Source organism: Notoacmeibacter marinus (genome assembly GCF_002238045.1).
GTDB classification, from domain to species: domain Bacteria; phylum Pseudomonadota; class Alphaproteobacteria; order Rhizobiales; family Rhizobiaceae; genus Notoacmeibacter; species Notoacmeibacter marinus.
Map to the genome: position 1 here is coordinate 1 of NZ_NBYO01000001.1, position 14,957 is coordinate 14,957.

At 63.3% G+C, this 14,957-nt stretch carries 13 protein-coding genes; 2 read left to right on the forward strand and 11 right to left on the reverse strand.

The window, feature by feature from the left end; genetic code table 11:
• From B7H23_RS00005 to B7H23_RS00025, 5 genes are all read right to left on the reverse strand, one after another.
• Positions 1 to 458 (reverse strand): acyl-CoA dehydrogenase family protein (locus B7H23_RS00005; protein ID WP_173861863.1); only part of this gene is annotated, 458 nt, incomplete at its 3' end.
• 120 nt (positions 459 to 578) lie between these two features.
• Entirely contained in the window at positions 579 to 1,466 is an 888-nt protein-coding gene (gene mmsB, locus B7H23_RS00010) for a 3-hydroxyisobutyrate dehydrogenase (RefSeq protein WP_173861864.1), read from the reverse strand.
• Positions 1,463 to 2,521, reverse strand: a complete 1,059-nt coding sequence (locus B7H23_RS00015) for an enoyl-CoA hydratase/isomerase family protein (RefSeq protein ID WP_094075389.1) — start codon at positions 2,519 to 2,521, stop codon at positions 1,463 to 1,465. Before B7H23_RS00015 ends, mmsB begins: the two co-directional genes overlap by 4 nt.
• Position 2,522: 1 nt before the next feature.
• Entirely contained in the window at positions 2,523 to 3,665 is a 1,143-nt protein-coding gene (locus B7H23_RS00020; RefSeq protein ID WP_094075390.1) for an acyl-CoA dehydrogenase family protein, read from the reverse strand.
• A 47-nt stretch (positions 3,666 to 3,712) separates the two neighbouring features.
• Positions 3,713 to 5,212, reverse strand: a complete 1,500-nt coding sequence (locus B7H23_RS00025) for a CoA-acylating methylmalonate-semialdehyde dehydrogenase (RefSeq protein ID WP_094075391.1) — start codon at positions 5,210 to 5,212, stop codon at positions 3,713 to 3,715.
• Positions 5,213 to 5,310: 98 nt separating this feature from the next.
• Here B7H23_RS00025 and B7H23_RS00030 point away from each other — a divergent pair, with 98 nt between their 5' ends.
• Positions 5,311 to 6,222 (forward strand): LysR family transcriptional regulator, encoded by a 912-nt coding sequence (locus B7H23_RS00030; protein WP_094075392.1) that lies wholly within the window; start codon positions 5,311 to 5,313, stop codon positions 6,220 to 6,222.
• 21 nt (positions 6,223 to 6,243) lie between these two features.
• On the opposite strand, the gene B7H23_RS00035 is transcribed toward B7H23_RS00030, so the two are convergent.
• From B7H23_RS00035 to B7H23_RS00060, 6 genes are all read right to left on the reverse strand, one after another.
• Positions 6,244 to 7,581 (reverse strand): MmgE/PrpD family protein, encoded by a 1,338-nt coding sequence (locus tag B7H23_RS00035; RefSeq protein WP_094075393.1) that lies wholly within the window; start codon positions 7,579 to 7,581, stop codon positions 6,244 to 6,246.
• Entirely contained in the window at positions 7,578 to 9,311 is a 1,734-nt protein-coding gene (locus tag B7H23_RS00040) for an acyl-CoA dehydrogenase family protein (RefSeq protein ID WP_094075394.1), read from the reverse strand. The genes B7H23_RS00035 and B7H23_RS00040 overlap by 4 nt, the downstream gene beginning before the upstream one ends.
• Before the next feature lie 41 nt (positions 9,312 to 9,352).
• Positions 9,353 to 9,988 carry a 3-oxoacid CoA-transferase subunit B gene (locus B7H23_RS00045; protein ID WP_094075395.1) on the reverse strand — a complete coding sequence of 212 codons (636 nt, stop codon included), beginning with the start codon at positions 9,986 to 9,988 and terminating at the stop codon, positions 9,353 to 9,355.
• Positions 9,985 to 10,650, reverse strand: coding sequence for a 3-oxoacid CoA-transferase subunit A (locus B7H23_RS00050; protein ID WP_094075396.1), 666 nt, complete (start codon positions 10,648 to 10,650; stop codon positions 9,985 to 9,987). Before B7H23_RS00050 ends, B7H23_RS00045 begins: the two co-directional genes overlap by 4 nt.
• Before the next feature lie 16 nt (positions 10,651 to 10,666).
• Positions 10,667 to 12,619, reverse strand: coding sequence for a TRAP transporter permease (locus B7H23_RS00055; RefSeq protein WP_206608835.1), 1,953 nt, complete (start codon positions 12,617 to 12,619; stop codon positions 10,667 to 10,669).
• A 73-nt stretch (positions 12,620 to 12,692) separates the two neighbouring features.
• Positions 12,693 to 13,823, reverse strand: a complete 1,131-nt coding sequence (locus tag B7H23_RS00060) for a TAXI family TRAP transporter solute-binding subunit (protein ID WP_094075397.1) — start codon at positions 13,821 to 13,823, stop codon at positions 12,693 to 12,695.
• 184 nt (positions 13,824 to 14,007) lie between these two features.
• Here B7H23_RS00060 and B7H23_RS00065 point away from each other — a divergent pair, with 184 nt between their 5' ends.
• Positions 14,008 to 14,934 carry a LysR family transcriptional regulator gene (locus tag B7H23_RS00065; protein WP_094075398.1) on the forward strand — a complete coding sequence of 309 codons (927 nt, stop codon included), beginning with the start codon at positions 14,008 to 14,010 and terminating at the stop codon, positions 14,932 to 14,934.
• Positions 14,935 to 14,957 lie beyond the last annotated feature (23 nt).

A 14,957-nucleotide genomic window follows, 5' to 3' on the forward strand; every position in this document is an offset into this window, starting at 1 on the left:
GGCTCGGTCAGGCCGAAACAGCCGATCCATTCGCCCGAGGCCAGCTTCGGCAGGTATTTCCTGCGCTGCTCTTCGGAGCCGTAGGCATAAATCGGGTGCATGACCAAGGAGGACTGCACGCTCATCATCGACCGGTAGCCGCTATCGATCCGCTCCACCTCGCGGGCGACGAGACCATAGGCGACATAGCCGGCGCCGACGCCGCCATACTCTTCCGGCACCGTCACGCCCAGCAGACCCGCCTGCCCCATCTCGGCGAAGATCGCCGGATCGGTGGTCTCCTCAAGATAGGCGTCGGTCACGCGCGGCAGCAGCCGGTCCTCGGCGAAGGCCGCCGCCGTATCGCGGATCATCCGCTCTTCTTCGGTCAACTGGGCGTCCAAGAGGAATGGGTCGGACCAGACAAACGCGCCGTCATCCTTGACGTTCTTTTCCGCTCTGACCTGTTCCTGAGACATGATGCTTTCCTCTCCGCCCGGCAACTGATGGGATGTTTCACCATGCGAGCCGAAAGGGAGCAAGCGCCGCGACGGAAATAACGTCACGACGCTAGTCGAAGCCCGAACGCATGGCGCCGTTCAGCTTCGTCCGGCCGCCTTCAGATGCTCGATAATGCCGGAGAAATCCTTACCCTCTCCGCCTTCCTCGATAAAGCGCCGGTAGAGGTCCAGCGCGTGCCGGCCCATCGGTGTCGCCTGACCGGCATTTTCCGCTGCCTGCTGGGACAGCCCAAGGTCCTTGGCCATCAGTTCCGCCGCGAAGCCGGGCTTGTAATCATTGTCCGCCGGGCTTTGCGGGCCGACGCCCGGCACCGGGCAGTAATTGTTGACCGACCAGCAGAAACCCGAAGACGTCGAAATCACGTCGAAGGCGGACTGTGCGGACAGGCCGAGCTTTTCGGCAAGCGCAAAGGCTTCGCACGCGCCGATCATCGAAATGCCGAGCAGCATGTTGTTGCAGATCTTGGCCGCCTGGCCGGCGCCGCCTTCTCCGCAGTGCACAAGCTTTCCGCCCATAATGTCGAGAATGGGGGACGCCTTGTCGAACGCTTCGTTCGAACCGCCCACCATGAAGGTGAGGGTGCCCGCCGCAGCGCCGCCCGTGCCGCCGGACACCGGCGCATCGATCGGCAGAAGACCGGCCGCGGACGCCATTTCGTGCGCCTTGCGCGCGCTGGCGACATCGATAGTCGAACAGTCGATGACGACTGCCCCATTCTTCGCCGCCGGCACGATTTCCTCGAAGACCTTCTGCACGATGTCGCCATTGGGCAGCATGGTGACGATAATATCGGCATCGGCGACCGCTTCGGCACCGCTGGCGGCACGCTTCATGCCCTCATCGGCGGCCTTCTGCATGGCCGTCTCGACCCGGTCGAACACGGTCAGGTCGTGCCCGGCCTTCGTCAGATTGATGGCCATCGGCAAACCCATATTGCCCAGGCCGATAAATGCGATTGTACTCACCGGTCTTCTCCTCCCATTGCCGTCCATTCATCATCGCCGAGCGCCGCCAGCATCTGTTCCACCTGCGTCGGATCGATTTCTTCGAGCCTGTCGGGCCGCCATTTGGGATCGCGGTCCTTCTCGATGATGAGCGCACGTACGCCTTCGATAAACTGGCCGTCCGACTGCGAGCGGTATGTGAAGCGATATTCGTGGGCGAGCGCCTCCTCGACGGTCGAAAAGTCGCGCGCCTTGCGGATCATCGCGAAGGCACAGGCCACCGATAGCGGGCAGGCCTTCCTGGCCATCGCCGCTGCCTTCTGCGCGAATTCGGACGAATCCGCTTCGAGCGACTGGAGGCATTCCAGCGCCGTTTCATGATGGAAATGGCCGTCGATCGTCTCTCGCTGGGCTTCGAGCGGCGCGTCCGGCGCATCGGATGCCCGGTCGGCAAGAATTGCGATATCGGCGCCGCCTTCCAGTTCACCGATCAGGGCCGGCACGTCCGACGCGTCGCAATAGAGGTCGGCAAAACCGGCGAAAATTGAGTCCGCGCCATTCATGCGCCATCCGGTCATGGCGAGAAATTCGCCCAGATGACCGGGCGCCCTGGCCAGAAGAAGACTGCCGCCGACGTCAGGAACCAGACCAATGCCGCATTCCGGCATGGCGATCATCGAGCGCTCGGTGACGATACGATGCGAGCCATGAGCCGAAATACCGACGCCGCCACCCATCGTGATGCCGTCCATCACCGAGATGTAGGGTACGTGAGAATTGGCGATCTTGGCGTTCAGCCGGTATTCGTCAGACCAGAACTGCCGGCCATAGGCGAAATCGCCATTCTTGCCGCGCCGGTAGAGTTCGGTCAGGTCGCCACCGGCGCAGAACGCCTTGTCGCCTTCCGCATCGATCACGATCAAATCGACCGATCCCTCCGCCTGCCAGCGGTCGAGCGCCTCGTCGATGGCAAGCGCCATCTCGTAGGTCAGTGCGTTCAGCGCCTTCGGCCGGTTCAGCGTGATGCGTCCGGTGCGGCCGGCCTTTCGGATGAAAATCTCCTGTTCGTCCGCCAATTCAGTGCTCCGCCAGCAGATGCCGCGCGACGATCATCCGCATGATCTCGTTGGTGCCTTCCAGGATCTGATGAACGCGCAGATCGCGGACGATCTTCTCCACTCCGTAATCGGCGAGATAGCCGTAGCCACCATGGATCTGCAGCGCCTCATTGGCGACGCGGAAGGAGACATCGGTCACGAAGCGCTTGGCCATTGCGCAGAATTTTGTGGCATCCGGCGCGCCGGCGTCCAGCTTGGACGCCGCCTGGTAGAGAAAGATGCGCGCTGCCTGCAGTTCCGTCTCCATATCGGCGAGCTTGAACTGGAGCGACTGGAAGTTCGCAATTGGCTGGCCGAAGGCGCTGCGCTCTTTGGCATAGGCCACCGCCTTGTCGAGCGCGCACTGCGCGCCGCCGAGCGCACCCGCCGCGATGTTGATCCGCCCGCCATCGAGGCCCGCCATCGCATAGCGGAAGCCCTTGCCCTCCTCGCCGAGCAGATGATCGCCCGGGATGGCGCAATCGTCGAAGCGGACTTCGGAGGTCGGCTGCGCCCGCCAGCCCATCTTCTTCTCCTGCGCGCCGAAGGACAGGCCTTCCGCCCCCTTCTCGACCAGCACCGCCGAAATGCCCTTCGGGCCGTCCTCGCCCGTGCGGACCATGGCGATGTAGAGATCGGAATAGTCGCCGCCGGAAATGAAGGATTTGGCACCGTTCAGCTTCCAGCCATTGCCACTCGTCTGCGCCTTTGTCTTGAGCGCGGCGGCGTCGGATCCGGAGCCCGGCTCGGTGAGGCAGTAGGAGGCGACCAGCTCCATCGAACAGAGCTTCGGCACCCATTCCAGCCGCTGCTCCTCGGTGCCGAACCGGTCGATCATCCAGGCGCACATATTGTGGATCGAGATGAACGAGCCGATGGTCGGGCAACCGGTCGCCAGCGCCTCGAAGACGAGCGCGGCGTCGAGGCGGCCGAGGCCCGACCCGCCGACATCCTCGCGGACATAGATGCCGGCAAGGCCCAATTCGCCGACGGACCGGACGACCTCATCGGGAAAGGTGCCCGTCTGGTCCCATTCCAGCGCATGGGGCGCAAGCTGCTCCTCCGCGAAGGATTGCGCCATCTCCTGAATGGCGCGCTGTTCGTCGTTCAGTTCGAAATCCATAGCCGCTCTCCTCCGCTAGCGCTTGTCGTACCCGCTTCGTCCGACCGTCAACCCATGGTCGGAATCACGAAATCCGCGCCATCCTTGATGCCGGACGGCCAGCGCGAGGTGATCGTCTTGGTCTTGGTGTAGAAGCGGAAGGCGTCCGGCCCGTGCTGGTTGAGATCGCCGAAGCCGGAACGCTTCCAGCCGCCGAAGGTGTAGTAGGCGAGCGGCACCGGGATCGGCACGTTGATGCCGACCATGCCGACATTGATGCGCGAAGCGAAATCGCGGGCGGCATCGCCGTCGCGCGTGTAGATCGCGACGCCATTGCCGTATTCGTGGGTCATCGCCAGATCGAGCGCCTCGTCATAGGTCTTGGCGCGGACGACCGACAGAACCGGGCCGAAGATCTCTTCCTTGTAGATCGTCATGTCCTTGGTGACATTGTCGAACAGGCAGCCGCCGATGAAGTAGCCGTCCTCGTAGCCCTGCATGGAGAAGTCGCGGCCGTCGACGACGAGCTTGGCGCCTTCCTCGACACCCTTGTCGACATAGCCCTTCACACGGGCATGGGCCTCCTTGGTGACGAGCGGGCCGAAATCGGCGTCGTCGCCCGCCGTATAGGGCGCGATCTTCAGGTTCTCGACACGCGGCGTCAGCTTCTCCATCAGCCTGTCGGCCGTCTCCTCGCCCACCGGCACGGCGACGGACACCGCCATGCAGCGCTCGCCAGCAGCGCCGTAGCCCGCACCGACCAGCGCGTCGACCGCCTGGTCCATGTCCGCATCCGGCAGGATCAGCATATGGTTCTTGGCCCCGCCGAAGCACTGGGCGCGCTTTCCGTTGGCGCAGGCCCGCGTATAGACATATTCGGCGATGGGCGTTGAGCCGACGAAGCCAACCGCATGAACGTCCGGATGGTCCAGAATGCCGTCGACCGCGCCCTTATCGCCATTGACGACATTGAGGATGCCGGCAGGCAGGCCCGCTTCCATCATCAGTTCAGCCAGCATCATCGGCACCGACGGGTCCCGCTCGGACGGCTTCAGGATGAAGGCGTTGCCGGCTGCGATGGCCGGGCAGAACTTCCACATCGGGATCATGGCCGGGAAATTGAAAGGCGTGATGCCGGCAACGACGCCGAGCGGCTGGCGCACCGAATGAATATCGATGCCCGGCCCCGCGCCTTCGCTGAACTCGCCCTTGAGCAGATGCGGCGCGCCGATGCAGAACTCGGCGACTTCGAGGCCGCGAATGACGTCGCCCTTGGCGTCCGGCAGCGTCTTGCCGTGCTCGCGCGACAGCGCCTCGGCCAGCTTGTCCATGTCGCGATGCAGAAGGTCGACGAACTTCATCATCACGCGGGCGCGCTTCTGCGGATTGGTCGCGGCCCAATCGGGCTGCGCCGCCTTCGCGTTCTCGACGGCGGCGTTCAGCTCATCCGCGCTGGCGAGCGCGACCTTGCCCTGAACCTCGCCCGTCGCCGGGTTGAAGATGTCGGAATGACGGCCGCTCATGCCCTCGATCCGCGCGCCGCCGACAAAATGTCCGATCTTGTACATGCTCGTCCTCCCAATCGTGTTTGGGCCTATTCTATACGCGCAGTTTGGCAAAGCCATAGACTTGAGTGCGCATCGGTTGTGCGGATATACGCATATGAATGGCTTTTGACTGGGACGATCTGCGTTATTTCCTCTCAGTCGCCCGCACCGGGCGGCTGACGGCGGCTGCGCGTCGCATGGGCACCGATCACGCGACCGTCAGCCGGCGCATCACGGCGCTGGAAAGCCGGCTCGGCGCCGATCTCTTCATGCGCTCGCCGCGCGGTTATTCACTGACCGACGCTGGCGAAAGGCTGGTCGTTCAGGCCGAAGCGATCGAAAGTTCCGCCGCCAGCATCGAGAACGATCTGGCCGGCGACCGCTTTTCCGTCAGCGGCGTGGTGCGCATTGGCGCGCCGGACGGTTTCGGCTCGCTCTTCCTGGCGCCACGCATCGGCGAACTGACGCTCCGCCACCCCGAACTGGAACTGCAGATCGTCGCCATGCCGCGTGTTTTCAGCCTGACCAAGCGCGAGGCCGACATCGCCATCGGCCTGGAGCGGCCAGACCGGGGCCGGCTCTTTTCCCGGAAGCTGACCGACTACACGCTGCATGTCTATGCGGCCCGCTCCTATGTGAGCGAAAACGGGCCGATCGACGACCTCGCCGCGATTGCCCGCCACCCGCTGATCGGCTACATTCCAGAACTGATCTTCACGCCGCAACTCGATTATCTGGGCCAGATCGGCGATGGGCTGACGCCCCGCCTTTCCAGCACCAATCTCTTCGCCCAGCTGAATGCAGCAAAGGCCGGCGCGGGGCTCTGCATCCTACCGGATTTCATGGCGGCGAACGATGCCGATCTCGTGGCCGTTCTGCCGCAAGAGGTCGAACTGGTCCGCACCTTCTGGATCATGGCCCATCTGGACGCGCGCAATTCGGCACGAATTCAGACTGTCATGGGCTTCATTGCCGATCTGGTGAAGGCGCAGCGCGACCTGTTTCAGGTCAGAAACCGCCTTTCCGATTGAGGCGGAATGCGCCGCGCCTCGTCAGTCGGACGGCGCGGTCACGCCCATCCGCCCGATCAGCGTAGAGAAACCGCTCGACCCCTCGATCGCCTCCGCCGCGTTCCAGAGCGCCGCCGCCTCGTCCTCGCCGATCAAGGTTCGCGACTTCTCACGGAGCCGTTTCTCGATGACATCGATATCGGTAAGCGCAAGAATATCGTGGTGCGCGCTCCGCTCTTCTGAGGCGTTCGTGATGACCGTCACATGCGCCTCGCTATCGGACAGGCTGTCGTCGGCGATCACCGTTACGCGATCTCGAAGGGCGACCAGATCGGGCCGGGCGCAGGTCTCGTCGTCATAGACGTCGAGCGCGGCGGTATCGATCCCGGCCAGCGCCATCGCCGCCGTCAGCCGATAACTGAATTTGGCCTGCAGCCCCGTCTGCGGCTCCGGCTGGTTGCAGACGGCGAGCCAGCGGGGATGGGTGCGGATCGTCACCGCCTCGACATCGCCGGGGTCCAGACCCTCGGCGAGAAGCGCTCGCACCGCTTCCAACATGGCGTGAAGACCGTGGCAGCAGGCGTGAAACTTGTAGGAAATGTCCGGAAACAGCCAATCCTGGCCCAGCGCCCGGAATGCGCTGTCCTGCGCCGTGCCGGCATGGGTCGGGCCGAAACCCTGGGACCCTTCGATGGCCTCCGGTGTCGATTGTGCGCCGGCTTCGGCCAGCAGCGCGCATGTGACGCCCGTCTCGGCGGCAAAGCCGGCATTGAGCGGCTTGCCCATCGTGCCGAACTGGCTCTTCAGTCCGGCGGCGCGGGTTGCCGTCAGGCTCAGCGCGTGGGCCATCCGCATTTCATCGAGACCCAGAACCCGCCCGGCGGCGGCGGCCGCGCCGAATGCGCCGGAGGTGCCGGTCTGATGGAAACCCGCCTCGTAGTGCGACCGGCCCAGCCACGCGCCGATCCGGCAGGCGATCTCCAGCCCGACAGCCAAGGCGTCGAGAAGGGTCGCGCCATCCGCCTGCCGCGTCTCGGCCATGGCCAGAGCGGCAGGCATGATGGCGACGCTCGGGTGGCCGATATGGCCGAAATGGGTGTCGTCATAATCAAGAGCATGGCTCGTCGCGCCATTGGCCAGCGCAGCGGCGGATGCAGAGACCGTTCCGCCGCCGAAAAGGGTCGCGCCGTTCGATGAGGCGGCGGCCTCCAGCGCCATTTTGCACGCCGCCCGCGAAACGGGTTCGCCCATCCCCGCCAGTCCGACGCTTGCCCAGTCGAAGAGCGAAAAGCGGACGAAACGCGCCATGCGTTCGTCGGTATCGACCGGCCCGGCCGCAAAGGCGCCGAGCTTTTGCGCGATCGTCCTGTCCTGTTTCATTCGGCTGCCATAACCGCGTCGCCTTCATCGTGTCCGGCACGCATCAGAAGGGCGGGCAGCCAGTCCGGCTCCGCCGACGCTGGTGCAATCGGATCGCGAGCGCTGAGCCGTTCGGTCAGCACCATGCCGGCCAGCCTTCCGCGATCCGCCGCGATGTCCGGCGCGGCATCTGCAAGTTGCGCGCTTTCCCAAGCGAGGAAGACCGCCGAGGCCGCGTTGTAGAGCGCCGTTGCCGCCCGTCTCGTCTCCGCTTCGCCTGACGGCCCGCCTTGCGAAACAGCTGTCATCAGATCGCCAGCACGGACCAGCGCCTCGCGGATCGGGCCTGCCAGCTCGTCATTGACCTCTTCGAAGCAGGACCGGAGATAATTCGTCAGCGCCTCCAGCGCCCCTTCACGCTGCGCCGCGCGGACGACATCGAGCGCGACGATATTGCTGGTGCCTTCCCAGATCGAACCGAGATGGGCATCGCGCAGCACCCGCGCATCCGACCATTCCTCAATATAGCCGCAGCCGCCGCGCACCTCCATGGCGTCGCCAGCCACCTTGCGCGCGTCGCGACAGGCGCGGAATTTGATGAGCGGCGTCAGGATGCGCAGCACCTGCGCCATGGTCCGGTCGCCACGATCCGCCGCGTTCAGCACGAGAGCGGTATGAAACACCATGCTGCGCGCCTGCTCCGCCGGCAGCAGCATCTTGGCCAATTGCCGGCGCATCAGCGGCATGTCGATCAACCGCCTGCCGAAGGCGTTGCGGTAGCGGGCGATGAACAGGGCCTCCGACACCGAACGGCGCATCAGCCCGGCGCTGCGCACGCCGTTGGCCAGACGCGACATGTTGATCATGTCGGTCATCTGCTTGAAACCCTGCCCTGCATCGCCCACCAGATAGGCCTCCGCGCCTTCCAGCACGATTTCGCCGGACGCCATGGAGCGGGTGCCCATCTTGTCTTTCAAACGCACGATCCGATAGGCGTTCAACGCGCCATCGGGCATATGACGCGGCAGCAGAAACAGCGACAGGCCCTTCGTTCCCGACCCTGCGCCTTCGGGCCGGGCCAGAACCATCGCCAGCGCCGCGTCAGGGTTGGAGCAGAACCATTTGTCGCCGTAGAGTTTCCAGACACTATCCTCGTGCCGCGCCACCGTCTCCACCGCGCCGACATCGGACCCCGCCGCCTGCTCGGTCATGAACATCGCGCCTTGGTAAAGCGCATCCATATCCTGGCTGGTCAAGCGGTCCAGATAGCGGCCGATAAGTTCCTCGGAGCCGAATTTGCGCAGCGTGCGCGTCAACGAATCCGTCATGCTGAGCGGGCAGCAGAGCCCGAATTCCGCCTGCACGAACAGATAAACCAGCGCATATTTCGCCATCGGGTGCAGCGAGTCGTTTCGGCCGAACACGCCGCCGCGATGGGACATCGCCGCCAGGCCGAATTCACCGAAGGCAATGTGTTCCATCTCTTCATAGGCGGGATGCTTCTCGATTGTCTGGCAGGGCTCGCCAGTGCGGTTGCGCAGCGTCAGGGTCGGCGGGTTCCTGTCCGCCGTCAGCGCGAGCCGTTCCAGACGGTCGCCGACCAGTTCGCCCATCCGGTCAAGTTGCGGTTCCAGAACCGGGCAAAGCTCCTCTGGCAGATAAATCGACAGAAGCGCCGCGAAGGCTGGATCGGCGCGATAGGCGTTCTGGCCACGACTATCCGGCACATTATTTTGGACTGGATGAGCCATTGCGGGTTGGCCGTTCTCGGGTGCTGTTTCGTTCCGTCCCATCAGGTCAGGATCTTTGCTTCCGTGACAGACTGGACCTCTTCAAGGCTGTTGCCCTCGGTCAGTTCGACCAGCCGGAAGCCGTCCGGCGTCACGTCGAGCACAGCCAGATCGGTATAGACGCGACTGACCACGCCGAGGCCGGTGAGCGGATAGGTGCATTCCTTCAGGAGCTTCGGGCTGCCGTCGCGGTCGACGTGCTTCATCATGACGAGCACGGTCGGCACGCCGACGACGAGGTCCATGGCCCCGCCCACTGCCGGTGGAAACTTTTCGTCTAACGTCGCCCAGTTGGCCAGATCGCCGTTTTCTGCAACCTGGTACGCGCCGAGGACGGCGATATCGATATGGCCGCCGCGCATCATCGCGAAACTGTCGGAGTGCTCGAAAAAGGCCGCGCCCGGTGCAGTGGTGATATAGCGCTTGCTGGCGTCGATCAGTTCGAGATCTTCGGTGCCCTTTTCGGGGGTCGGGCCGACGCCGAGAATGCCGTTTTCTGAATGATAGATGACCTCGCGGCCTTCCGGCACATGGCCCGAAACGTGGGTCGGCTTGCCAATGCCCAGATTGACGTAGGAGCCGTCCGGAATGTCCTGCGCCACGCGCGCCGCCAACTGGCTGTCGATCAGGGACTTCATGGCCGTACCCCGTATTCCACGACGCTCTGGACGAAAATGCCGGGCGTTACCACCGTTTCCGGATCGAGCGGCGTATCCGACAGATGCCGCACCTCAACGATGGCGTGTCTGGCGGCGGTCGCCATGACCGGGTTGAAGTTGCGGGCGGTGGCGTGGAAGCTGAGGTTGCCCCATTTGTCGCCGCGCTCTGCCCTCAACAGGGCAAAATCGGCGTGCAGGGGCGCTTCCATCACATAGCCGCGTCCGTCGATGATCCTGGTTTCCTTACCCTCGGCCAGTAGCGTGCCGTAAGCCGTCGGGGTTAGAAAACCGCCGAGACCCGCGCCCGCCGCGCGAATGCGCTCGGCCAGCGTACCCTGAGGCACGACCTCCAGTTCGATCTCGCCGGCCTCGTAGCGCCGTTCGAACCAGACGGACCCGGGCGAGCGCGGGTAGGAGCAGATCACCTTGGCCACCATGCCAGCCTTCAGCAGCTTGGCGATGCCGGTTTCTTCCGCGCCCGCATTGTTGGAAATAACGGTCAGCCCGCTCACTCCCGTTTCCAGCAGGGCGTCGATCAGGCCGAATGGAATGCCGGACGACCCAAAGCCTCCGATCATCAGCGATGCGCCATCGGTGATGGGTGCGACGGCACTTGCCAGATCCGCGACGCTCTTATCCATCTGCGTATCGTCTTCCTTATGCCTGTGCGGCGCTTTTGCGCCAGCCGATTCCGTAATTGATCGCGATCACCGCGGCCAGGACGCCACCCCCGATCAGGCTCGTCAACAGTTCCGGGACGATAATGAGGATACCGCCGATGCCGAAAGCGACGCGGCTCACGGCGCCGATCTTTCCGACCCTGTAGACCCATCCTTCGAAGGCGGAGGTGATCGCCCAGATCGCCACAAGCGTCAGCGCAATGCGCTCCACGATCTCAAGCCATGTACCGTGCATGATGAGCGCGGGATCGTAGACGAAGATGAAGGGCAGCACAAAGAGTGGCATTCCGAGACGCATGGCGTGGAAACCGGTCTGCATCGGCTTCGACCCGGCGACATTGGCGGCGGTGATGGCGGCGAGCGCCACCGGCGGCGTGATGTATGACAGCATGCCCCAGTAGAGGATGAAGAGGTGGCTGGCGATCGGGTTCAGCCCCGCCTGCACCAGCGCCGGGGCGAGAAGGATCGACAGGAAGATGTAGCAGGCCGTCACGGTCATTCCCATGCCGAGAACGAAGCTCGTTACCGCACCGGCGATCAGCATCAGGGCCGTATTACCGCCGGCGTAGAGAAGCAGTTCGCGCGAGAACGCGCCGGCAACGCCGGTATAGGAGAGCCCGCCAATGACGAGACCGATGCCCGCGAGAACAGCCACAAGAGCCGCGATATTGGTCGAAATGTCGATCAGGAGCGCCTTGGCGCGGCCCAATGTCATGCGGGTCTCCTTGCGGAAACTCGTCGCGACCAGCATGACCAGTGAGGCATAATAGGGCGAGCGCGCCTCCATGCGCAGGCCCATCAGCACGAAGATCAGAACAGCGAGACTCAGAAGATAGGGCCAGCCCTTTTTCAGCACCGGCCAGATCGGCGGGGTTTCGCTGCGCGGCAGCCCCTCCAGTCCGCGCCGGGCGGCATACATGTCTACCTGGAACAAAAGGGCGGCGTAGAAGAGCAGCGCCGGAATGATCGCCGCGATCACAATGGTCGAATATTGCACGCCGAGGAAGGACGCCATGACGAAAGCGACAGTCCCCATCACTGGCGGCATCAGCGTCGCACCAGTCGACGCGCATGCTTCGATCGCCGCGGCGTAATTGGCCGAATAGCCGACACGGCGCATCGTCGGAATGGAGAAGGGGCCGGAGGTCAGGATGTTGGAGATGACGCTGCCGGATAGCGAGCCCAGAATGCCGGACCCCATCACGGCGACTTTGGCGGGGCCGCCCCGGCTATGGCCGAGAAGGGCGGAGGCCAGTTCCATGAAGAACTCGCTGCCCTTCGTGGCGACCAGCACCGAGCCGAAAATGACGAAGCCGATGACCAGTTCCGCCACCACCTGCATGGGGATGCCGATGATCGCCTCGACGCCCAGCACATGGGCGCGGATCGTGCCGATCAGCGAGTATTCCGTGCCCCACAGGAAACCGGGCATGTAATCGGCGTAAAGGGGATAGGTGCCGAACAGGATCGCCGTGAAGAGCAGGATCGGACCGCCGGCGCGACGAACGCCTTCAAGAACGAGCAGGATCAGGATCGCCGCCATGACATCGGCGGTCAGCGGAGCATCGTATTCCCAACCGCGCTGGATGATGTCGAGCCCGTGGAAGCCGAGCCAGCCTCCTGTCACAAGTGCGGCGATGGCCAGAGCCATATCGAACCACCAGAAGCGGGCGGGCTGTTTGGGGCTGAGCGGCAGTGTCAGAAAGGCCAGAGCCAGGAAAATGCCGATCAGATAATAGAGATAGGCGTTGCCGAGCGGCTGAAATCCAAAAATATTCAGCAGGAACTGCTGGTTAACAGCAAGCGCGACACCGATCGCGCCGAGCACCATCACGATGATGCGAATGGCGACATGCCGGGATGGATCGACCGGCTTGTCGAGAGGCGGCGCAATCGCCGCAGGGCCTTCTTTGCTGCTTTCAGATGCCATCGGCATATCCAAATCTGACAGGGAAGACCCCCGGACGGGCGATGCCGAGCCGGGGGCCGAAGGAGCGCGACACTCAGTTCAGGCCGGCAGCGACCTCGGCGCGCTTGGCCATCCAGGCTTCGGTATAGTCCTCTTCGCTCATGCTCTCATTTTGAGGTTTGAACTCTTCCCAAGCCTTCGCCATGGCATCCATCCGCTCGATACGCTTCTGGTTCCAGACTTCGTCCTCATCGGTCCAGATACCCTTTTCCTTGAGGTAGCGAACCGCGCCCTCGTGGAAAGGCACGTCGATGGCCGGCTTACCGGACATATCGAGAGACCAGCGCTTCATCGCGGCGGTGCCGTCCTTGTAGAGGTCGTAGGTTTCATCCAGCGCCTTGATGAAGGCGTAGACTTCGTCCGCCGACTTCTCAGCGGTCGTCGTGATGACCGGATAGCGGTAGGCCGCCATCTTGGCGATTTCGCCTTCCGGCAGACCAGCCGCTACATCCTCATCGGACGGCGCCATGATCGGCAGCACCTTTAGAAGCTTGTCCCAGCCTTCCTTGTTGTCCGCCTCGAGCGGCGCATACTGAATGCCACGCGGGCTTTCGGCCAGTTCGTAGAGCTGGCTGGTGGTGGGCGTGGTGCAGGTGGCGTCGGATTCGTTGCGCGTCATCGACGACATGGCCGACGAATAGGTCGGAAAGGTAATCACCTCGACATCGTCCAGGGTCAGCCCACCGAAAGCGAGGATAGCCTCGCACTTCACGTTCACCGAAGGATTGCCGGCGACGAAGGCGATGCGCTTGCCCCGCGCATCCTCGACGGTGTTGATGCCGGCGTCGCCAGCAGCGATCAGCGTGATACCGGCCGGGCGGCCAGCCACGGCTCGCAGATTGTGTGGTCCCCAATCGGGCTTGGCGAAATCATATGCGCCTTCGGCTACGAAGAAGGCTTCTGTCGCCAGAAAGGCGTAATCGGCCCGGCCCTGTAGCAGCGGCTGCAAACGGCCGATGCCGCTGCCCGATGGCTGGATGCGAACGCGCGTGCCGAATTCCCTGCCGAATGCATCGGCGATGGCCGACGCCTCCGCATAGCCGGCCGAGCCGACATCGTAGGACGTCCAGACCATGGTGCCCGGCAGTTCCTGAGCCGCTGCCGAACCCATCGACAGCGCCATAAGGCCAGCAAGCGCTGCCCCAAAACGAATTTTGGTGTCCATAATAATCCTCCCGGTGAGCGAAAGTCCGTCGACTAGCCGGTCCTCCTCCGACCGAATGCCAATCTAAGCATGCGCCAGCACGACAGCACAGTAGAAAATGACCTTCTCTATGTAAAATAGTGTCGGAGTGGCCGGCATAATTCAAATGCATTATAGACATATCAGCGATACAAACGAGGCATGAATGGAATTCCGCCAGCTTCGCAATTTCATCTATATCGTCGAACTGAACAGCATTACGGCAGCGGCCGAACGCCTGCATATCGCCCAACCTGCCCTCAGCCGTCAGGTCAAGGCTTTGGAAGAAGAGCTGAATGTATCCCTGCTGCGTCGGCACGGGCGCGGCGTGATGCCGACGGAAGAGGGGATTCAGCTGGCGCGCCGCGCCAAGGCGATCCTCGACGATCTCGATGAACTGGCCGGCGATATCTCCGGCAGCCGCACACCCTTGAGCGGCACGGTGACGCTCGGACTGCCGCCGACGGTCGCGGAAATTCTGGCAACGCATCTGATCGAGCGGACGATGCAGACCTTTCCGAACGTCAAACTGCGCATCATTTCCGGTTTCAGCGGTCATGTTCAGGACTGGCTGCTGCGAGGAAAGGTCGATCTCGGCGTTGCTTATGAAGGGCAGAAATCGTCATCGATCAGGGCGCAGCCTATCATCATCGAGCGGCTATTTCTCGTTCAGTCCGCCGATACTGACGGCGCACGAAATGGCGTGCCGGTTTCGACCCGTGAAGCCCTGACGGAACCGCTGATCCTGCCCAATCCCGAGCACGGGCTGCGCGGGCGTGTCGAAACTATCGCCCATGAGGAGCGGATCGATCTGAACGTCGTGTTGGAGATCGACATCTTGCCGACCATGCTGGATTTCGTCGGCCGGGGTCTCGGCAGCACCGTTCTGCCACTCGTCAGCGTCACGCCCGATATTCGCGCCGGTCGGCTGATTGCGCGGCCGATCGAGCAGCCGATCATCGACAGAACACTCGTTCTGATGACCCCGCTCAATCACCCCGGCTCTCGCCTGACAAGCCGTTTCGCGGCGTTTCTGACTGCCGAAGTGCAGAATATGGTCACATCGGGCCAATGGCCTGGCACAACGCTTTAGATTCCACTCGCTATTTCGCATTC